Below are 21,438 nucleotides of genomic sequence, written 5' to 3'. Positions count from 1 at the left end.
AAAGCGCGTTGACTGCGCTAAAAGGGAGCAAAAACCGCTTGTTTGTCGATATATCCGACTAGGTGCAACTAATTCTCGCGAAACTGGTTGCACCTTTTTTGGTTTGTTGCATAGCATTCGCGCCCAAGGTGCAACCGGTGTAAACCGGTGCATCGGCTGGTGGCTTTCCTGGGGAAACATCAGTCCTAAATGCTCGGGATCCGGATTCGTCTGCCAAACGTCGTCGTTTGTGTGCGATCCATCACCGCTGCTACATAAAAACAAAGCCAGGGCGTAACTTAATGAGCGTAAGCAATCCAACACTGATCACGTTCGTGATCTACATCGCAGCAATGGTGCTGATCGGCTTCATGGCCTATCGCTCCACCAATAACCTTTCTGACTACATTCTTGGCGGCCGCAGCCTCGGCAGCGTGGTGACGGCGTTGTCCGCCGGTGCTTCCGACATGAGTGGCTGGTTGCTTATGGGCCTGCCGGGCGCCATCTACATGTCCGGTCTGTCCGAAAGCTGGATCGCCATCGGCCTGATCGTCGGTGCCTACCTGAACTGGCTGTTCGTTGCCGGTCGTCTGCGCGTGCAGACCGAGCACAACGGCGATGCCCTGACTCTGCCGGACTACTTCTCCAGCCGTTTTGAAGACAAAAGCGGCCTGCTGCGGATCATCTCGGCCATCGTGATTCTGGTGTTCTTCACCATTTATTGCGCATCCGGCATCGTGGCTGGTGCCCGTCTGTTCGAAAGCACCTTCGGCATGTCCTACGAGACCGCGCTGTGGGCCGGTGCTGCAGCGACGATTGCCTACACCTTCGTGGGTGGTTTCCTGGCGGTGAGCTGGACTGACACCGTACAAGCCACGCTGATGATCTTCGCCCTGCTGCTGACGCCGATCATCGTGCTGCTGGCCACTGGCGGTGTCGACACCACATTCCTGGCGATCGAAGCCCAGGATCCAAGCAACTTCGACATGCTCAAGGGCACCACTTTCATCGGCATCATCTCGCTGATGGGCTGGGGTCTGGGCTACTTCGGTCAGCCGCACATTCTTGCGCGCTTCATGGCCGCTGACTCGGTTAAATCGATCGCCAACGCCCGTCGCATCTCCATGACCTGGATGATCCTGTGCCTGGGCGGCACCGTGGCGGTGGGCTTCTTCGGTATCGCCTACTTCTCGGCGCACCCGGAAGTTGCCGGTCCCGTGACCGAAAACCACGAGCGTGTGTTTATCGAGCTGGCAAAAATCCTCTTCAACCCATGGGTTGCCGGTGTGTTGCTGTCGGCCATTCTGGCAGCGGTAATGAGCACCCTGAGCTGCCAACTGCTGGTGTGCTCCAGCGCTCTGACCGAAGACTTCTACAAGACTTTCCTGCGTAAATCCGCTTCGCAAACCGAGCTGGTCTGGGTCGGCCGCGCCATGGTGCTGCTGGTTGCTCTGATCGCTATCGCGATGGCGGCGAACCCGGAAAACCGCGTGCTGGGTCTGGTGTCGTACGCCTGGGCTGGTTTCGGTGCTGCGTTCGGTCCGGTTGTGTTGATCTCGGTCATCTGGAAAGGCATGACCCGCAACGGCGCACTGGCCGGTATCCTGGTCGGCGCGATCACCGTGGTGGTATGGAAGCATTTCGAGGTGATGGGTCTGTACGAAATCATCCCGGGCTTCATCTTCGCCAGCCTGGCGATCTACATCGTCAGCAAGCTCGGTTCGCCAAGCAAAGGCATGGTGATGCGCTTCGAAGCGGCAGAAAAAGATTTCCATCTGAACAAGTGATGGCGCTGAGCTAAAGCCCACAGGAAAACGGCCCGCCTCCCACAAGGAGCGGGCCGTTTTTTATTGCCCAGAATTTCTCAAGAGTACTGGAGAACCCTGTGGGAGCTGGCTTGCCAGCGATAGCGGTGTGTCAGTCAATGCATGTGCTGAAGGTGCTGGCATCATCGTCGGCAAGCCAGCTCCCACAGGTTCCGTGTTGGTTTTGAGGCGTATGTCTGTAGTCGGATGCGCCGACTTTTTACGGGATATTCAGCAGTCCATGTAGGGCAAATCTGATTTTCCTGTCGCCCGCTCAATCGCTCTTGTCCCTCATGCAGAATCGGCCGCCCTCACACTGCAGAGAAACATCGGATGTTCGCGCCTGCCAATCAACCGCGCTTCACGTTGACCCTTGAAGGCGCCCAGCACGACCTCAAAGTCCTTGAGTTCACGGGCAAGGAAGCCATCAGCCAATCTTTTCGCTTTGAGCTGGAACTGGTCAGCGAGCGACCGGATCTGGACCTCGAAAGCCTGCTGCACTGTCAGGCATTTCTGAGCTTTGAGGCGGACGGTTCCGGTGTGCACGGTCAGATTTATCAGGTCGGACAGGGCGATTCCGGCAAACGTCTTACGCGCTATCACATCAGCCTTGTGCCGCGTCTCACATACCTCGGGCACCGGACCAATCAGCGGATATTCCAGCATCAGAGCGTGCCGCAGATCGTTGCGCAGATTCTCAAGGATCACGCGATCCTGCGCGATGCCTTCGAGTTTCGCCTCGGCAGCGATTACCCGGTGCGAGAGTATTGCGTGCAATACGCCGAGAGCGATCTGGCGTTTATCCAGCGTTTGTGTGCCGAGGTCGGCATTCATTACCATTTTCAGCACAGCCCCGAGGGCCATTTGTTGGTGTTCGGCGATGATCAGACGGTGTTTCCGCGTCTCGCTGAACCGACCCTCTACCTGCCCGGCAGCGGCATGGCTGGCGGGGCGCCGGCAATCAAACGCTTCAATGTCCGCGTGGAAACCCGCACCAGCGCCGTCACCCGACGCGACTACAACTTTGTAAAGCCGCAGTTGCAACTGGAAAGTCGCATCGACAGCGAGCAGCGCCCGGTGCTTGAGGACTATCACTTTCCTGGCCAATTCAACGATCGTGAAACCGGCAAGCATCTGGCGCAACGCGCACTTGAAAGGCATGTCGCCGATTTCCGTCAGGCCGAGGGCATCAGCGATCAATCCGCATTGGTTTGCGGACATTTCCTGCAACTGACTGACCACCCGCGTAACGACTGGAATGATCTGTGGCTGCTCACCGGTATCGAACACCATGGCCGACAACCACAAGTGCTGGAGGAGTCGGTCACCAGCGATGGAGGAGAATTCCAGGGCTACCGTAATACTTTTCTTGCGACGCCGTGGGACGTGTTCTTTCGTCCGGCGCTGGGGCCGGAAAAACCGCGGATGCTCGGTTATCAGCCGGCCGTCGTTACCGGGCCGAAAGACACGGAAATCCACTGCGACGAGTTCGGCCGGGTCAAGGTGCAACTGGCCTGGGATCGCGATGGCGAGTTGAACGAGCACTCCAGTTGCTGGCTGCGCGTCGCCACCGGTTGGGCCCACGACCGTTACGGCAGTGTGCTGATTCCACGGGTAGGCATGGAGGTGCTGGTCGGTTTCATCGACGCCGACGCTGACAAACCTCTGGTGGTGGGCTGCCTGCCCAACGCCGCCACCCCGGTCCCGCTGGATCTGCCGGCGGACAAGACCCGCAGCATTTTCCGCAGCCAGAGCAGCCCGGGGTGCGGTGGCTACAACGAGTTGCGCATCGAGGACAAAAAAGGCGCCGAGGAGATTTACCTGCGCGCCCAGCGCAACTGGACCCAGCATGTCTTGCACGACCAACAGGTGCAGGTCGATAACGCACGCAGCATCGTCGTCACCGGCCTCGCCAAACATGAGTTGAAGGCTGACGAGCAACGCATCACCCACGGCCAGCGCCGGGCTGAAGTGAAACAGGACGATCACCTGACGGTGGTCGGCGACCGGCATATCCGCGTGAGCAGTCAGGCGACCAGCGCCAGTCAGCAAATTCACGTCAGCGCCGGCCAGCAAGTGGTGATCGATGGCGGTGCGAGCGCAACCATTCAGGCCGGCGGGCAGTGGATCAACATCGGCCCCGGCGGGATTTTCAGCAGCGTGCCGATCATGGTCGGTGGTGCGCCAATGGTGGCCATGAGTGCGGCGCCAGTTGTGCCTGGATTGCCGGAAAAACTGACGGCAGCGCCGGCGGCCATTCTTACCGCAGCACAGATCATGAGCTTCAAGGGCGATGCGCCATTCTGCGAAGAGTGTGAGCGTTGCAAGGACGGTGTTTGTGCAGCCTGATTTTCTAAAGCCTTCGGAGTGGCTGGAGCGTGAGCCGCTGAAATGTTCGGAACAGCTGTTCGCGATCTTCAGTCATGCCAGCGCCGCCAAGCCGCCGCAGGTAGCGGCTAGCCCGATTTGGGCGGATACGATCTACGCCGAGTGGTATGCAGTGATGCCTTTCGTGGGAATTGTCCCGGCAGACAGTGAGTTTCTGGATTGGGCGGCGACTACTGAGTCTCATGATTGGGGCTGGCTGGCGGTGTCTTCAGCGAGCCTTGAAGTGGTGGTTGAGCATTTTCGCAGTTTGACTCAGGTGTTGATGCCGGACGGCAAAGCGGTGTTTTTCCGTTTTTGGGATGGACGGTTTTTGTCGCCGATCTTGCAGTCCGAGGCGGTCAGCGCGGCTCAGCTGTTGCCGGTGATCTCGCGTGGATTGATTAATGGTCAGGCCATTGATATCGGGGGGAAGGCGCAGGTTTCCGGGCGGGTGTTTCCATGGTGGGAAGTGCCTGGTTCGGTATTGGCGACGGACGGAGCTGATGTTCAGGTCAGTAATACTGTGCAGTGGCTGAGCGAAGAGCATCCGGCGCTGTTCGAGGCATTTCCCGAGGCGGTCTTGCGATGTAAGGTCAGGCAGTTTTTTCAAGTTCCAACGTCGGAAGAATCGTCGCAGTCGGCGTTGTTGGAGTATTTGCTGACAGAGTCGGAGTGAGATTTCCGGGCGAAGGCCTCGGACGTTTCCTTCGAGTCACGGCGGTTTTCATGAACTGGTGGGCGATGGGGTGCAGGGATAGTCTTTTCGTTGTCACCGCGAAAGTGGTGGCAGGGTGTAGGAACCCTCGCTTTCATGGCGTTACAGTTCGTTGGCTTTTTGCGGCACTTGATTCAAGTTCGTAAAATCGTTCGCGGCGGCTGTGCGCGGGACACGCTTCGGCGTGACCGAGGTCCATGATTGCTCGGTTCCTACTCTTGCGCACAGCTGCCACCCAAACCTGTAGGAAGGTGCGTTGGCAGCTCACGTTTATCAATCATGGAGATAATGAAATGACAACTTTGCATCCCGATCCACCCTATAAAAAACACATCCCCCACCCCGACAACCGCTACATGGCATTGACCAGCAACTGCAACGACATGCCCACGCTGTTCGTCGACACCCACGCCCCTTCCGACATCTTGATGGACGCCGCCAACTACCGCATCCGTACCGTCGTCCAGGTACTGGAAAACCTGTGCATGCGCGGCTCGATCGAATGCGATTCCCTCATCCTCAGCGACTTCGCCAAACTCTGCGCCATTCCCTTGCGCGACGGCTGTGATTTGCTCGATGTCATCGGCAAGCGATTAGGCGCAATGCCAACCTGAGTTCCGCGATGACTCAGTATTGTGGCGAGGGGATTTATCCCCGATGGTCTGCGCAGCGGACCCCGGATCCGCAAACACGCTGTTTCAGGCGTACCGCGTCGGGTGGTTTTGGGGCTGCTGCGCAGCCCATCGGGGATAAATCCCCTCGCCACAGGGAGCTTGTTGTCTGTCCGCTCGGCCGCCAACCCCTGACTTGCCGCCCGGTAAAAGGTAAACTTTGCGCCCTTCGCAGGAGCAGCCATGAATTATCGTCACGCCTTCCATGCCGGCAATCACGCCGATGTGTTCAAACACCTGACCTTGACCCGCCTCATCGCCCTGATGTCGCGCAAGGAGCAGCCGTTTGCCTATCTCGACACGCACGCCGGCATCGGTCTGTATGACTTGCAGGGCGATCAGGCCAACCGTACCGGCGAGTACCTGGAAGGCATCGCGCGCTTGTGGGATCAGCCTGACCTGCCGGCGCTGACCGCCGACTACATGAAGGTGTTGCACGAGATGAACCCGGATGGCCAGTTGCGCTATTACCCCGGTTCGCCGGAACTGGCGCGGCGCCTGACTCGCCCGCAGGATCGGGTGATGCTCAACGAGAAGCACCCGGAAGACGGCGTGCTGCTCAAGGACAACATGGCCGGTGATCGTCGGGTGAAAGTGCATCTGGGCGAGGGTTGGCATGTGGCGCGGGCGATGTTGCCGGTGCAGGAGAAGCGTGCGGTGATGTTGATTGATCCGCCGTTCGAGCAGCTCGACGAGATGCAGCGTTGCGCGGCGTCGTTGAAAGAGGCGATTGGCCGTATGCGCCAGACCGTGGCGGCGATCTGGTATCCGGTGAAGGATCAGCGCGCGTTGCGTCGGTTCTATCAGGACCTGGCCGGCACCGGTGCGCCGAAGTTGTTGCGTGTTGAGCTGCTGGTGCATCCGCTGGACACGCCGAACAGCCTGAACGGTTCGGGCATGGCGATTGCCAATCCGCCGTGGGGGCTGGAGGAAGAATTGCGTGAGTTGCTGCCGTGGTTGTCGAAAAAGCTTGGGCAGACCCAAGGTGGCTGGCAGATGGATTGGTTGATTGCCGAGAGTTAATCAGTTGCTTTGATGGTGTCTGAACGGACGCCTTCGCGGGCAAGCCCGCCCCCACAGGTTTAGCGCCGAATTCAAAAATAGCGCATGACCCTGTGGGAGCGGGCTTGCCCGCGATGCTTTTGGGGTTTAGTTACCCGCCAGACTCGGCGGCATGCACACACCGGTGCCGCCGATCCCGCAATAACCTTCCGGGTTTTTCGCCAGATACTGCTGGTGATACGCCTCGGCGAAGTACACGGTCGGTGCCTGTTCGATCTCGGTGCTGATCTCGCCCAGGCCAGCCTTCGACAGCTCGGCCTGATAAGTCGCCTTGCTCTTCTGCGCCGCGTCCAGATGCTCGGGCGAGGTCGCATAGATTACCGAGCGGTACTGCGTGCCGATGTCGTTGCCCTGACGCATGCCCTGTGTCGGGTTGTGCAATTCCCAGAACATCGCCAGCAGCTCTTCGTAGCTGACTTTGGCCTTGTCATACACCACCAGCACCACTTCAGCGTGGCCGGTCAGGCCCGAGCAGACTTCTTCGTAAGTCGGGTTCGGTGTGAAACCGCCGGCATAACCAACGACCGTGCTGACCACGCCTTCACGCTGCCAGAAGCGACGTTCGGCGCCCCAGAAGCAGCCCAGACCGAAGATTGCAAAATCGACGTCCTGGAAAAACGGGCCAAGCAGCGGGGTTTCTTCGAAGACGAAATGCTTTTCCGGCAGGGTCATCGCGGTTTCGCGGCCGGGCAGAGCTTGTTCTTTAGTCGGGAGCACGTTTTTGTTCACCAGTATTTCCGAGCGCAGAACCATGATCGTTCCTCTCAGTCAGGATGGGATGTAAAAAGTCAGACCGCCAGTGTGCCCAATGATGCCGAGTTAATCACTAGTCAAAATGTGCGGGTACTCGCACGCACCGCTATCGCGAGCAGGCTCACTCCTACAAGGAATCTGCGGTGTTTTAGAGGCAGAGCGGGCCGCGCGGGTAGCGCTTCAGGGCCTGGATCAGCTCGGCGCCGGGAATCGGCCGGTCAAACAGGTAACCCTGGCCGACGTCGCAACGGTGGCGGCGCAGGAAGGCCAGTTGTTCAGCCGTCTCGATGCCTTCGGCCACGACCTTGAGCTTGAGGTTGTGAGCCATGGCAATCACGGCGGAGGTGATTTCCATGTCGTCCTGGTTGTCCGGGATTTCGTGGATGAAGCTGCGATCGATTTTGATGATGTCGATCGGGAATTTCTTCAGATAGCTGAGCGATGAGTAACCGGTACCGAAGTCGTCCATGGCCAAGGTCAGGCCCAGGCGCTTGAGCTGATCGAGCTGCAAGTGCGTGTCTTCGGTGGCTTCCAGCAGCAGGCCTTCAGTCAGCTCCAGTTCGAGCAGATTGGCTGGCAGCGCTTCTTCCTTGAGGATATTGGCGATGGACGCGACCAGGTCCGGATCGGAGAACTGCTTGGGCGACAGATTGATCGCCACTTGCAGATTGCCCATGCCGGCGGCGGTCAGCGCCTTGCTCATGCGGCAGGCCTGACGGGCGATCCACTTGCCGATCGGAATGATCAGCCCGGTTTCTTCGGCGACGCTGATGAACTGATCCGGGCGGATCATACCGCGCTCCGGGTGATTCCAGCGCAACAGCGCTTCCATACCCAGCAAGCGACCACTGCGCAGGCACAGCTTGGGCTGGTAAAACACGTCCAGCTCATTCTGGGTCAGGGCGCGACGCAGGTTGTTCTCGACGAACAGTTTGTAACTGGCCTCGGCGTTCAGCGCTTCGGTGAACACCTGCACCTGATGTTTGCCGTTGGCCTTGGCCTTGTGCAAGGCGAGGCCGGCGTTGCGCATCAGGGTTTGCGGATCGCGGCCATGCAGCGGCGCGCAGGCCAAACCCACGGAACCGGTGACGCTGATCAACTGGTTGTCGACAAACATCGGCTTGTCGAGGGTCATCAGCAACTGGCTGGCGATTTGTTGGCCGGCCTCAAGGTCGGTGTTGTCGAGCAACACCGCGAACTCGTTACTGGCGAAACGCGCGAGGCTGCCGCTCGGGCTCAGGCTGTTGCGCAGGCGCCGGGCGAGGCTGATCAGCAGTTTGTCGCCGGTCTGGTGGCCGAGGCTGTCGTTGATTCGCTTGAAGTTGTCGATGTCCACCAGCAGCAGGCTGATCGGGGTATCGCTATCCCGGGCGAAGCGTTCGTCCAGATTGCGGATAAACGCCGGCCGGTTACCGAGGTTGGTCAGGTTGTCGGTGTACGCCAGACGCTCGATGCGCTGTTGCGCGAGTTTGGTCTGAGTGATGTCTTCGTAGATGCCGATGTAGTGGGTCAACTCGCGGTTGTCGCCATACACCTTGGAGATCGACAACTGGCCCCAGTACGGTTCGAGATTTTTGCGGCGGCTCTTGAATTCGCCCTGCCAACTGTTGCTTTTGGCCAGCGCCGAGGGCGCGTCGAACAGCAGTTCGCTGAGGTTTTCCAGCGCTGGCAGCTCGGACAGACGCTGGCCGTGGACTTCCTCGGTGGTGTACTGGGTGATCGCCGTGAAACTTGGGTTGACGTACTCGACCACGCCGTCGCAGTTGACCAGCAAAAACGCGTTGGCGCTTTGCTCGACCGCACGCTGGAACAGGTGCAGGGCGCTGGTGGCGGTGCGGCGGTTATGGTTGTTGATGACTTGCGCGAACTGGTCGGCCAGTTCGCCGGCAAAGGCAATTTCGTCGGATTGCCAGGCGCGGGTCACGCCGGTCTGCTCCAGGCACAACACACCGACTACCTGGCCGTCGACGCGAATACTGGCGTCGAGCATCGCGTTGACGTCACGCGGGCGCAAGGCTTCGGCCATCTCGCGGGTGCGCGGGTCGCGCATCGCGTTATGCGCGTCGATGGCGCGGCTGCTGTGCAGTGCTTCCATGTAGTCGGGGAAGCCGCTGACGTCGATCACGTCCGGCAGGATGTATTCCTGCGTGGCGCGATGGTAGGCCGAGATCGGCACCAGTTGCTGGCCTTCGAGGTTCCACAGGCTGGCGCAGTCGATTTCATAGATATCGCAGGCGCAGCGGGTGATCAGTTCGGCGGCTTCTTGCAGCGAGTTGTGCGAGCTGTAGCGCTGGCGGGCGAGCAGCAGAATCAGATCTTGCTGGGCGCGCACGCGTTCGAGGTGTTGCAGTTGTTCCTGCTGGGCGCGCTGGTTGAGTTCGAGGGCGATTTGCAGGCGCGAGTTCTGGGTTTCGAGGTCGACGCAGGGCACCTGCGGCACTTCGTCGAACACATCATCGACCGCCAGTAGATAGCCGCGCAGCAGATGACGATTGTGCTGTTTGTAGGCTTCGCCCAATTCGAGGATGTTCAGCTTGCCTGCGGCGGTGTGCAGGGCATAGCGCACCAGATAATGCGGGCTGTCACGCAGTTGTTGCTGGATCGTGTCGTGCAGTTGGTAACGCGCTTCCGGTTCCATCAGGCTGGCGTAGGGCGAGCCGACCAGTGCACAGAGTTCGACGGCCGGCTGACCGAACTGGCGTTCGCAGTTTGGATCGAGAAACAGCATCGCCCAACTGGCTTCATTCAGGCGCTCGAAACGCAGCATGCCGAGCCGCGAGGGCACAGGCAACTGCGTCACTACCTCGGCCGCCATACGGCTGGCGGCATCGGGTTGGCTCTTCATGAAGGGAACTCGCTTGGAAATATGCTGAACGCGCCGGGCTCTCGCCCTCTTTACTGTTGCCTGCGGCAAGGTTGCATCATTGCGGCACCGACTGACAAGAGTGATGAAGGCCAAGTGCTATAAGAATGTGTCGGCTGCGTTGGGCATTTCTCCAGCGTCGTTCAGAAAAGAGCAAAAGATCGCAGTCTGCGGCAGTTCCTGCGGGGCTTACGGTAGCTGCCGAAGGCTGCGATTCATAAAGGCTCAGCGCAGTTTTATGGCGATCGACTGCAACTTTTTCCCATCCCGATCATGGTAATTGACCAGAATTTGATCAGCCTCAACCACCACATGGGCAAAGTTGTCCTCACTGATCACGGTGCTGGTCAACTCATGCCGATAATCGCCCGCCGCCGTCGTCACCAGCGGCTGGTCAAGAATGAACGTGGACGCCTTGGCGTATGGCAGCAACTTGCTGTTGCACAGAGGCGAGGAGACGATGGTGTGCACTTCGAAGTCCGCTGCTTCGCTGTGGGTCAGGCGCGACGTCAACGAACCATGCACATCACCCGAAATGAACACGACGTTCTTGATGCGTCGAGTGCGGATTGTTTCAAGAAGGCGTAGACGCTGTTCCGGGAAGGCCTTCCAGGCATCGTCGCCCAGCACTTTGCGGTCCGGGTAGAACATCACGCTGGTGACCACGAACTTCACCCGTGCCGGACTGTTGATCAGCCAGTTGAGTAACGCCTGTTCCTGCGCCTCATCAAGGATGCGTCGATCATCGGCCGACAAGTTGCGTCGGGTGCGGCTGTCGGTGACAAACCATTCGATATCACCGTCGCTGAACTGATACCAGTAGTGCTCAAGTTTCGAACGGTTGACTTGCCCGTTATCTGTCAGTTCATGTGCCGGACTGTGACTGACTTGATACAACTCATAGGCCGCCATGGCATTACGGTATAACTCGCCATCGGACTTTCCGGCATTGGCTGGCCAGTTATCTTCTATTTCGTGATCATCGAGAATCATGTAAGTCGAAGTGCCGGACATCAAATGTTTAATGTGCGGTTGGGAAAAGGCCGCGCGGTATTTACTGAGTATGTCTTTGTATTCGCGATCCGGTGCAATCAGATTGAGATCGTCGACATAGATTTGATCGCCGGTCATGAGTGTTGCGCTGATTGCTGGTTGTGCGCCTTCAATCAATTGACTGATGGAAGCAAAGATCCGGTCGCCCAAGTGCGGCAACGATGCAACGCCGGCGGTCATGCGCAAGTAGCGGCAAGATCCGACAATGTAGGCCCGGGCCTGCATGGCTTTGCTGGAACGAGTGCGTAGGCGGTAAATCTCCCGTGGCCATTGCAGCGGCAACTCGGCGACAGAGTCCGTGGTGTGTACCGGGCTCATCGGGCTGAACCAGCCGGCCTGATATTCATACTCGGTGTCCGTGCTCAAATTATTAAGTACAAGCACTTCAGACATGTCGCGCAACTCGCTCAGTTTGGCGAAGATGGCTTTTGACCATTGTTGTGTTCCGCTAATGCGATAGCGTATCCCGCCAAATACCGGGGCGTTGTTTTGACTGTTGCCGCGAATAAAGATGCGTGCGTGATTAGTTGTAACGTGGCCAATGATCGGGCCGATAGTCGGTTTTAACATGTCGAATCCATTCGATTGGGTGCTGCGTAAGTAAGTCATTCATGCAAAGTTCGATTGATTAACTTTGTTGTACCAAGGTTAGTTGCATGGCGAGTAAAAAAGTCGGCGCGAAGTTGACTTCGGTCGTGGCTGATGTCAGCGCAACTTGTAGGAAAAATACTAAGGCGGGTTTATTTCGGACAAAAAAAAGCCCCGTCAATTGACGGGGTTGAGGTACGAGCGTGTGGCGCTCGAAAACGTGAAACACAAGCGGCCCTCCGTTGCCGGAGGGCCACTTGGGATTACAGCAGGATGGTACGGATGTCCGCCAGCAGGCTGCCCAGACGCTGGGTGAAGCGGGCGGCAGCGGCGCCGTTGATCACACGGTGATCGTAGGACAGCGACAGCGGCAGCATCAGTTTCGGCTGGAAGGCTTTGCCGTCCCAGACTGGCTGGATGGTTGCCTTGGAAACACCGAGGATCGCCACTTCCGGCGCGTTGACGATCGGCGTGAAGCCGGTGCCGCCAATGTGGCCGAGGCTGGAAATGGTGAAGCACGCGCCTTGCATGTCGTCAGCAGTAAGCTTCTTGTCGCGGGCCTTGGCGGCCAGCGCAGCGGCTTCGGCTGCCAGTTGCAACAGACTCTTCTGGTCGACGTTCTTGATGACCGGTACCAGCAGGCCATCCGGAGTGTCGACGGCGAAGCCGATGTTGACGTACTTCTTGCGAATGATCGCCTTGCCGCTTGGCGCCAGCGAACTGTTGAAGTCCGGCAGTTCCTTGAGCATGTGCGCGCAGGACTTGAGCAGCAGCGGCAGGATGGTCAGCTTGACGCCAGCCTTCTCGGCAACGGCTTTCTGCGCGACGCGGAACGCTTCCAGCTCGGTGATATCAGCCGAATCGAACTGAGTCACGTGCGGGATGTTCAGCCAGCTACGGTGCAGGCTCGACGCGCCGATCTGCATCAGGCGAGTCATCGGCACTTCTTCGATTTCGCCGAAACGGCTGAAATCGACGACCGGGATCGGCGGGATGCCCGCGCCACCGGTTGCGCCAGCAGCAGCGGCCGGTGCTTCCTTGGCCTTCTGCATCATCGCTTTGACGTAAGTCTGCACGTCTTCTTTCAAGATACGACCGTGCGGGCCGCTGGCGCCGACAGCGTTCAGCTCGACGCCGAACTCACGGGCCAGTTGACGCACGGCCGGGCCGGCGTGAACTTTCGCGCCTGGCTTGGCCGGAGCAGCAACCGGAGCGGCAGCAGGTGCGGCAGCCGGAGCAGCAGCGGCTGGCGCTGGAGCGCTCGGTGCAGTAGCGGCAGCTGGAGCCGCCGCAGCAGCAGGGGCCGCGCCTTTGACTTTCAGCTTGAGGATCAGGTCGCCGGTACCGACTTCGTCATCCAGCTTGATGGAAACGCTTTCCACCACGCCAGCGGCAGGCGATGGGATTTCCATGCTTGCCTTGTCGGATTCCAGGGTGATCAGCGACTGGTCGGCTTCGACGGTGTCGCCAGCCTTGACCAACACTTCGATGATCTTGGCCTTGCCGGCCGAACCGATGTCCGGGACGTGGATGTCCTGGACGCTGTCGGCAACTGGAGCAGGCGCAGCGGCAGGAGCAGGCGCAGCGGCAGGAGCAGGCGCAGCGGCAGCAGCCGGTGCAGCAGCCTGAGCCGGAGCGGCCGCAGCAGGGGCCGCAGCACCCGCGACTTCCAGGTCCAGAATCAGGTCGCCAGTGCCGACTTCGTCGTTGAGCTTGACGCTGATGGCCTTGACCACGCCAGCGGCAGGCGACGGGATTTCCATGCTGGCCTTGTCGGATTCCAGGGTGATCAACGATTGATCAGCCTCGACTTTATCGCCGACCTTGACCTGGATCTCGATGATCTGTGCCTTGCCCGACGAACCGATGTCCGGCACGTGCACTTGCTGAACCGAAGCGGCAGCAGGAGCTGCGGCTGGCGCAGCCGGTGCAGGAGCGGCAGCCGGTGCAGCTTCAGCCTTGGCGGCAGGAGCAGCAGCCGGAGCAGGGGCCGTTTCAGCGGCGCCCTCGACTTCCAGCTCCAGCAGTTCGTCGCCTTCTTTCAGACGGTCGCCCAGCTTAACTTTCAGGCTTTTGATGACGCCGGCTTTCGGGGCCGGCACTTCCATGCTGGCCTTGTCCGATTCCAGGGTCAGGATGCTCTGGTCGGCTTCGATACGGTCGCCGACCTTCACAAACAGTTCAATTACTTCACCTTCACCGCTGCCGATGTCAGGTACGCGAATGAGTTCGCTCACAAAATGTCTCCTCAGCAGTCCAGTGGGTTGCGTTTTTCCTGGTCGATACCGAACTTGACGATGGCCTCGGCCACGACTTTAGGTTCGATATCACCACGGTCAGCCAGTGCTTCCAGGGCTGCCAACACCACGAAATGACGGTCGACTTCGAAGAAATGACGCAGTTTCTTGCGGCTGTCGCTGCGGCCGAAACCGTCGGTGCCCAGGACTTTGAATTCCTTGGACGGTACCCACTGACGGATCTGCTCGGCGAACAGCTTCATGTAGTCGGTAGAGGCAATGACCGGACCTTTACGGCCGTTCAGGCACTCTTCGACGTAGCTCAGCTTAGGCTTCTGGCCAGGCTTCAGACGGTTGCTACGCTCTACGGCCAGGCCGTCGCGACGCAGTTCGTTGAAGCTGGTGACGCTCCACACGTCGGCGCCGACGTTGAACTCTTCACGCAGGATCTTCGCCGCTTCACGGACTTCACGCAGGATGGTGCCGGAGCCCATCAGCTGAACGTGGTGCGCCGCATCGCGGGTGTCTTCTTCGAGCAGGTACATGCCTTTCTTGATGCCTTCTTCGGCACCGGCCGGCATGGCTGGCTGCTGGTACGACTCGTTCATCACGGTGATGTAGTAGAAGATGTCCTGTTGCTCTTCGGTCATCTTCTTCATGCCGTCCTGAATGATCACCGCCAGCTCGTAGCCGTAGGTTGGATCGTAGGTGCGGCAGTTCGGGATGGTCGCGGCCAGCAGGTGGCTGTGACCGTCTTCGTGTTGCAGACCTTCACCGTTCAGGGTGGTGCGGCCGGCGGTGCCGCCGATCAGGAAGCCACGGGTACGGCTGTCGCCGGCAGCCCAGGCCAGGTCACCGATACGCTGGAAGCCGAACATCGAGTAGAAGATGTAGAACGGCAGCATTGGCTGGTTGTGGCTGGAGTACGAAGTACCGGCAGCGATGAACGAGCTCATGGCGCCTGCTTCGTTGATGCCTTCTTCAAGGATCTGACCTTTCTGGTCTTCCTTGTAGAACATCACTTGGTCTTTATCGACTGGCTCGTAGAGCTGGCCGACGGAGGAGTAGATGCCCAGCTGACGGAACATGCCTTCCATACCGAAGGTACGGGCTTCGTCCGGGATGATCGGAACGATGCGCGGGCCGATTTCCTTGTCCTTGACCAGTTGCGCGAGGATCCGCACGAACGCCATGGTGGTGGAAATTTCACGGTCGCCCGAGCCATCGAGGATGGCTTTGAGGGTGTCCAGATCCGGGGTCGGTACGCTGAAGCTCTGCGCGCGCCGCTGAGGTACGAAACCGCCCAGTGCAGTGCGGCGCTCGCTGAGGTAGCGGGCTTCGGCGCTGTTTGGCTCTGGCTTGAAGAACGGCAGGTTCTCCAGCTCTTCGTCCTTGACCGGAATGTCGAAACGATCACGGAACAGCTTCAGGCTTTCAACATCAACCTTCTTGGTGTTGTGCGCGGTGTTTTTCGCTTCGCCGGCACCGGTGCCATAACCTTTGATGGTCTTGGCGAGGATGACGGTCGGTTGTTCTTTGTGGTTGACCGCTTCGTGGTACGCCGCGTAGACCTTGTACGGGTCGTGGCCGCCACGGTTGAGTTTCCAGATCTCGTCGTCGGACAGATCAGCAACCATTGCCTTGAGTTCAGGCGTGTTGAAGAAGTGTTCACGCACGAACGCGCCGTCTTTGGCTTTGTAGTTCTGATACTCGCCGTCGATGACTTCGTCCATACGACGTTGCAGGATGCCGTCGACGTCCTTGGCCAGCAGTGGGTCCCAGAAACGGCCCCAGATGACTTTGGTCACGTTCCACTGTGCACCGCGGAACACGCCTTCGAGTTCCTGGATGATCTTGCCGTTGCCGCGAACCGGGCCGTCGAGGCGCTGCAGGTTGCAGTTGATGACGAAGATCAGGTTGTCCAGCTTCTCGCGGCCGGCCAGGGAGATGGCGCCCAGGGATTCCGGCTCGTCGCACTCGCCGTCGCCCAGGAAGCACCAGACTTTCTGTTTGCCCGGCTGGATGAAACCGCGGTGTTCCAGGTACTTCATGAAGCGCGCCTGGTAGATCGCCTGGATCGGACCCAGACCCATCGATACGGTCGGGAATTGCCAGAAGTCAGGCATCAGCCAAGGGTGCGGGTAGGACGACAGGCCCTGACCGTCGACTTCCTGGCGGAAGTTGTTCATTTGGTCTTCGGTGATGCGGCCTTCCATGAACGCACGGGCGTAAACGCCTGGCGAGGTGTGGCCCTGGAAGTAGATCAGGTCGCCGCCGTGTTCGTCGGTCGGGGCCTGGAAGAAGTAGTTGAAGCCGATGTCATACAGGGTCGCACTGGAAGCGAAGCTGGAGATGTGACCACCCAGGTCAGAATCTTTCAGGTTCGTACGCATTACCATGGCCATCGCGTTCCAGCGTACCAACGAGCGAATGCGGCGTTCCATGAACAGGTCGCCAGGCATGCGTGCTTCGTGGGTTACCGGGATGGTGTTGCGGTAAGGCGTGGTGATGGCGTAAGGGAGTTGCGAGCCGCTGCGGGTCGCCAGTTCACCCATACGGGTCATCAGATAGTGAGCACGGTCTTCGCCTTCTTTGTCGAGAACCGATTCCAGGGCGTCCAGCCATTCCTGGGTTTCGACGGGATCGAGGTCTTGCATGGCTTGCTCCAGGGCGGAAAGGCTTCCAGAATCGGTTGCCTGAGTTTGCGACTGGCCTTGTGGGCAGACGATTTAAAATTCTTGGATTGCCGACAGGTTGTTCCGGCGGCGTGTAGTTTTACTACAAATCTTCGGGCATTTCAGCCTTTCGAATGTATAGACGAGTAGTAAAACTACAGATGAAAGGCTTGTGGCCTCTGACTGCGTTGTGAGAATAATCGTTAAGGTTGGTCGATTACCATCCGAAAAAGGTGAAAGTTTGATGCTGGGTGCCAAAGAAGAAGAAATTTCAGCTATTTCTAACTTTTGTTCGACAGTCCTTCACGTAGCGGGTTTTCATCATTCACTACAAGCGGCCCTTTACACGCCGATCAAGGATAGACCATGACCCTGCCCGTGCTTGCCGAACTGCCCGCCATTCTCCTGCCGTTGGTCAGCCGATCCGAGCAGTCGTTCCGTACGGCCGTCGCCTCGCTTGAGGACGATCACGGCTTCTCCACCTGGACGCCAGAGCGCTGGGCGCAATTCGCCCGCGTTACTGCGGCCAGCGAGTTTGTCATTGAACAGAGCGTTCGTGACCCTTTGATGTTGCTGTCGCTGGTGCAGTCCGGAGAGCTCGACCGACCGTTTGCACCGGGTGAACTCTGCGCGCAGATTGCCGCTGTGGTGAACGCCGCCGAGAGCGAAGATGAACTCGGTCGCGTGCTACGCCGTCAACGCACCCGGCACCAAGTGCGCATCATCTGGCGCGACCTGACCCGCCAGGCCGATCTGGTGCAGACCTGCCGCGACCTCTCGGACATGGCCGACGCGACCATCGATCAAGCCTATCAATGGCTGTACAGCCGCCATTGCCAGCAGTTCGGCACACCGACTGGCCGACGCAGCGGTCTGCCGCAGCAAATGGTTGTTCTCGGCATGGGCAAGCTTGGCGCGGTCGAGTTGAACCTGTCTTCCGACATCGACCTGATCTTCGCCTACCCCGAGGGCGGCGAAACCGTCGGCGTGAAACGCGCGCTGGATAACCAGGAATTCTTCATCCGGCTCGGTCAACGCCTGATCAAGGCCCTCGATCCGATAACCGTCGACGGCTTTGTGTTTCGCGTCGACATGCGCCTGCGCCCGTACGGTTCGTCCGGCGCGCTGGTGCTGAGCTTCAATGCGCTGGAGCAGTATTACCAGGATCAGGGTCGTGACTGGGAGCGCTACGCGATGATCAAGTCGCGGGTGGTGGCCGGCGATCAGCAGGCTGGCGCGCAATTGCAGGAGATGCTGCGCCCGTTTGTTTATCGGCGTTATCTGGACTTCTCGGCCATCGAAGCGCTGCGCACCATGAAGCAGCTGATCCAGCAGGAAGTCCGCCGTAAAGGCATGGCCGACAACATCAAACTCGGCTCGGGCGGTATCCGTGAAGTCGAGTTTATTGCCCAGGCTTTTCAGCTGATCCACGGCGGGCGCGACTTGAGCTTGCAGCAGCGTCCTCTATTAAAGGTATTGAGCACGCTGGAAGGGCAGGGTTATCTGCCGCCGGCGGTGATCAGCGAATTGCGCGAAGGCTACGAGTTTCTGCGTTACACCGAACACGCGATTCAGGCCATCGCCGACCGCCAGACCCAGATGCTCCCGGATGGCGCTCAGGATCAGGCGCGCATCGCCTTCATGCTCGGTTTCGCTGACTGGCAAGCTTTCCACGAAAAACTCATGTTCTGGCGCGGCCGCGTGGCCTGGCACTTTGCACAGGTGATCGCCGATCCCGATGAGGACGAAGGCACCGAAAGCGAAGTGGTGGTCGGCGGTGAATGGCTGCCGTTGTGGGAAGAAGCGCAGGATGAAGAGGCTGCGTGCCGGCAGCTGGAAGAGGGCGGTTTCGCCGACGCGCCCAAGGCGCTGAAAGCACTGGCCGGCTTGCGCAACAGTCCGCAGTTGCGGGCGATGCAGCGTTTGGGCCGTGAGCGTCTCGATGCATTTATCCCGCGCCTGCTGGCGCAAGCGGTCGAGCACGACAACCCGGATCTGGTCCTTGAGCGAGTGCTGCCGTTGGTTGAGGCGGTGGCCCGCCGTTCGGCTTATTTGGTTTTGTTGACAGAAAACCCCGGTGCATTGCGCCGTTTGCTGACACTGTGCGCGGCGAGCCCGTGGATTGCTGAACAGATCACCCGTTTCCCGCTGCTGCTTGACGAACTGCTCAACGAAGGGCGTCTGTTCAAGCCGCCGCTGGCGCCGGAACTCGCCGCCGAATTACGTGAGCGCCTGACGCGGATTCCCGAGGACGACCTCGAACAACAAATGGAAGCCTTGCGCCATTTCAAACTGGCGCACCGCTTGCGTGTCGCCGCCTCGGAAATTGCTGGCAGTCTGCCGTTGATGAAAGTCAGCGATTACCTGACCTGGCTGGCCGAGGCGATTCTCGAACAGGTGCTGGCCCTGGCCTGGCGCCAGACCGTGGCCAAGTACGGTACGCCGCTGCGCACTGACGGCACTTTGTGCGATCCCGGTTTCATTATTGTCGGTTACGGCAAAGTCGGCGGGATCGAGTTGGGGCATGGTTCGGATCTGGATCTGGTGTTTATCCATGACGGTGATCCACAGGCGGAAACCGACGGGCCGAAACCGATTGATGGTGCGCAGTTCTTCACCCGGCTGGGCCAGCGGATCATTCACTTGCTGACCGCACAGACCAACTCCGGCCAGCTCTATGAAGTGGACATGCGCCTGCGGCCGTCCGGTGCCTCCGGGCTGCTGGTCAGTTCCCTCGGCGCGTTTGCCCGCTATCAGGAAAATGAAGCCTGGACGTGGGAGCATCAGGCGCTGGTGCGGGCACGGGTGCTGGTCGGTAGTCAGGATGTCGGTCAGGCCTTCGAGAAAGTCCGTGCTCAGGTATTGGGCAAGGCGCGGGACCTTGCCAAGCTGCAACAGGAAGTCAGCGAGATGCGCGCTAAGATGCGCGACAACCTCGGCAGCAAGAGCACCGCGGCCGGTACGGCGGCAAATGCCTTCGACGCCACGGCGCCGTTCGATCTCAAGCAGGACGCCGGAGGTATCGTCGATATTGAATTTATGGTGCAATACGCGGCCCTGGCGTGGTCGCAAAGCCACCCGCCATTGCTGCGCTGGACCGATAACATCCGCATTCTGGAAGAGCTGGAACACGAAGGGCTGATGCCTGCCGAAGATGCCAGTCTGTTGCGTGAGGCCTATAAAGCCTACCGCTCCGCCGCCCACCGGCAGGCCTTGCAGAAGGATGCCGGGGTGATTGCAGGCGACCAGTTTGCCGACGAACGCCGGCAGGTTTTACGGATCTGGAAAGAGTTGGGGCTAAGCTGAAACCGGATATTTGAAACACCTGATGGCCCATGTGGGAGCGGGCTTGCCCGCGATGACGGAGTGTCAGCCACCATCACTATCGAATGTGATGGCCTCATCGCGGGCAAGCCCGCTCCCACAGTGATCTGCGTTGAAATGCAGATGTGTGAAGGAATGCAAAACCCTGTGGGAGCGGGCTTGCCCGCGATAGCGGAGTATCAGACGACAATAATGTTGAATGTGAAGACCCCATCGCGAGCAGTCTCGCTCCCACAGTAGATCTACAGTGTTTGTAGAATTCTCGAGGCGGGGAGGCGTAAATGCCTCCCCGGTTCGTTTTTGGAAACCACATGAATATTCTGATCGTTGGGCCCAGTTGGGTCGGTGACATGGTGATGGCGCAGACACTGTTTCAGTGTCTCAAGCAACGCCACCCGCAATGCGAAATCGACGTGCTGGCCCCCGAGTGGAGCCGGCCGATCCTTGAGCGCATGCCTGAAGTGCGCATGGCCTTGAGCTTTCCGCTCGGCCACGGCGCGCTGGAGCTGGCGACCCGTCGACGCATCGGCAAATCCCTGCGCGGCCAGTACGACCAGGCGATCCTGTTGCCGAACTCGCTGAAGTCAGCGCTGGTGCCGTTCTTCGCCGGCATCCCGAAACGCACGGGCTGGCGTGGCGAATTCCGCTACGGCTTGCTCAATGACGTGCGCACCCTCGACAAAGAACGCTATCCGTTGATGATCGAGCGGTTCATGGCCCTGGCTTACGAGCCGAACGCCGAGCTGCCGAAACCCTATCCGCGCCCGAGCCTGCAAATCGACCCGGTCACCCGCGAAGCGGCGCTGGCCAAGTTCGGCCTGACCCTCGACCGCCCGGTGTTGGCCCTGTGCCCCGGCGCCGAGTTCGGTGAATCCAAGCGCTGGCCGTCCGAGCATTACGCCAAAGTCGCCGAAGCGCGGATCCGCGAAGGCTGGCAGGTGTGGCTGTTCGGTTCGAAGAACGATCACGCCGTGGGCGAAGACATCCGCGCGCGGCTGATTCCCGGCCTGCGTGAAGAGTCGGTCAACCTCAGCGGCGGCACCTCGTTGGCCGAAGCCATCGACCTGATGTCCTGCGCCGACTCCGTCGTCTCCAACGACTCCGGCCTGATGCACGTCGCTGCTGCCCTGAACCGCCCGCTGGTGGCGGTTTACGGCTCGACTTCACCGGGCTTCACGCCACCGTTGGCCGAACACGTCGAAGTCGTGCGCCTGGGCCTCGATTGCAGTCCGTGTTTCGACCGTACCTGCCGTTTCGGCCATTACAACTGCCTGCGCCAGCTGATGCCGGACGCGGTCAACGATGCCTTGCAGAAATTGCAGGGCTCCGTGGTCGAGGTTCATTAA

At 59.4% G+C, this 21,438-nt stretch carries 12 protein-coding genes; 7 read left to right on the top strand and 5 right to left on the bottom strand.

Features of this window, described 5'->3' with window-relative positions; all coding sequences use genetic code 11:
* The first annotated feature begins 281 nt into the window (after positions 1-281).
* From putP to AC3WMT_RS11810, 5 genes are all read left to right on the top strand, one after another.
* Complete coding sequence (gene putP, locus AC3WMT_RS11830; RefSeq protein WP_103305393.1) at positions 282-1,766, top strand: sodium/proline symporter PutP; 1,485 nt, start codon at positions 282-284, stop codon at positions 1,764-1,766.
* A 351-nt stretch (positions 1,767-2,117) separates the two neighbouring features.
* Positions 2,118-4,133: a type VI secretion system Vgr family protein gene (locus tag AC3WMT_RS11825; protein WP_103305392.1), complete on the top strand. Its 2,016-nt coding sequence runs from the start codon at positions 2,118-2,120 to the stop codon at positions 4,131-4,133.
* Positions 4,123-4,827, top strand: coding sequence for a DUF4123 domain-containing protein (locus AC3WMT_RS11820; protein ID WP_103305391.1), 705 nt, complete (start codon positions 4,123-4,125; stop codon positions 4,825-4,827). The genes AC3WMT_RS11825 and AC3WMT_RS11820 overlap by 11 nt, the downstream gene beginning before the upstream one ends.
* A 332-nt stretch (positions 4,828-5,159) precedes the next feature.
* Positions 5,160-5,480: a hypothetical protein gene (locus AC3WMT_RS11815; RefSeq protein WP_103305390.1), complete on the top strand. Its 321-nt coding sequence runs from the start codon at positions 5,160-5,162 to the stop codon at positions 5,478-5,480.
* 240 nt (positions 5,481-5,720) lie between these two features.
* The gene (locus tag AC3WMT_RS11810; RefSeq protein WP_007915674.1) at positions 5,721-6,560 is read left to right on the top strand and encodes a 23S rRNA (adenine(2030)-N(6))-methyltransferase RlmJ; all 840 of its coding nucleotides are present in this window, start codon (positions 5,721-5,723) and stop codon (positions 6,558-6,560) included.
* A 126-nt stretch (positions 6,561-6,686) separates the two neighbouring features.
* On the opposite strand, the gene msrA is transcribed toward AC3WMT_RS11810, so the two are convergent.
* From msrA to aceE, 5 genes are all read right to left on the bottom strand, one after another.
* Positions 6,687-7,352 (bottom strand): peptide-methionine (S)-S-oxide reductase MsrA, encoded by a 666-nt coding sequence (gene msrA / locus AC3WMT_RS11805; protein ID WP_103305389.1) that lies wholly within the window; start codon positions 7,350-7,352, stop codon positions 6,687-6,689.
* A gap of 148 nt (positions 7,353-7,500) precedes the next feature.
* On the bottom strand, positions 7,501-10,197 hold the full coding sequence (locus tag AC3WMT_RS11800; RefSeq protein ID WP_103305388.1) for a putative bifunctional diguanylate cyclase/phosphodiesterase: 2,697 nt from the start codon (positions 10,195-10,197) through the stop codon (positions 7,501-7,503).
* A 243-nt stretch (positions 10,198-10,440) separates the two neighbouring features.
* Positions 10,441-11,838, bottom strand: coding sequence for an alkaline phosphatase D family protein (locus tag AC3WMT_RS11795; protein ID WP_103305387.1), 1,398 nt, complete (start codon positions 11,836-11,838; stop codon positions 10,441-10,443).
* A 281-nt stretch (positions 11,839-12,119) separates the two neighbouring features.
* On the bottom strand, positions 12,120-14,093 hold the full coding sequence (aceF, locus tag AC3WMT_RS11790; protein WP_103305386.1) for a dihydrolipoyllysine-residue acetyltransferase: 1,974 nt from the start codon (positions 14,091-14,093) through the stop codon (positions 12,120-12,122).
* A gap of 11 nt (positions 14,094-14,104) precedes the next feature.
* A complete protein-coding gene (gene aceE / locus AC3WMT_RS11785; RefSeq protein WP_103305385.1) occupies positions 14,105-16,750 on the bottom strand; it encodes a pyruvate dehydrogenase (acetyl-transferring), homodimeric type in 2,646 nt (881 codons plus the stop codon).
* Positions 16,751-17,134: 384 nt separating this feature from the next.
* Between aceE and glnE the strand changes: the two genes are divergently transcribed.
* Together glnE and waaF are read left to right on the top strand one after the other, a co-directional pair.
* Positions 17,135-20,074 (top strand): bifunctional [glutamate--ammonia ligase]-adenylyl-L-tyrosine phosphorylase/[glutamate--ammonia-ligase] adenylyltransferase, encoded by a 2,940-nt coding sequence (glnE, locus tag AC3WMT_RS11780; RefSeq protein ID WP_103305384.1) that lies wholly within the window; start codon positions 17,135-17,137, stop codon positions 20,072-20,074.
* Between the two features lie 329 nt (positions 20,075-20,403).
* Positions 20,404-21,438: a lipopolysaccharide heptosyltransferase II gene (waaF, locus tag AC3WMT_RS11775; RefSeq protein ID WP_103304611.1), complete on the top strand. Its 1,035-nt coding sequence runs from the start codon at positions 20,404-20,406 to the stop codon at positions 21,436-21,438.

This window comes from Pseudomonas sp. FW305-7 (assembly GCF_058786735.1).
This window is presented reverse-complemented; position numbering and strand designations above follow the sequence as displayed.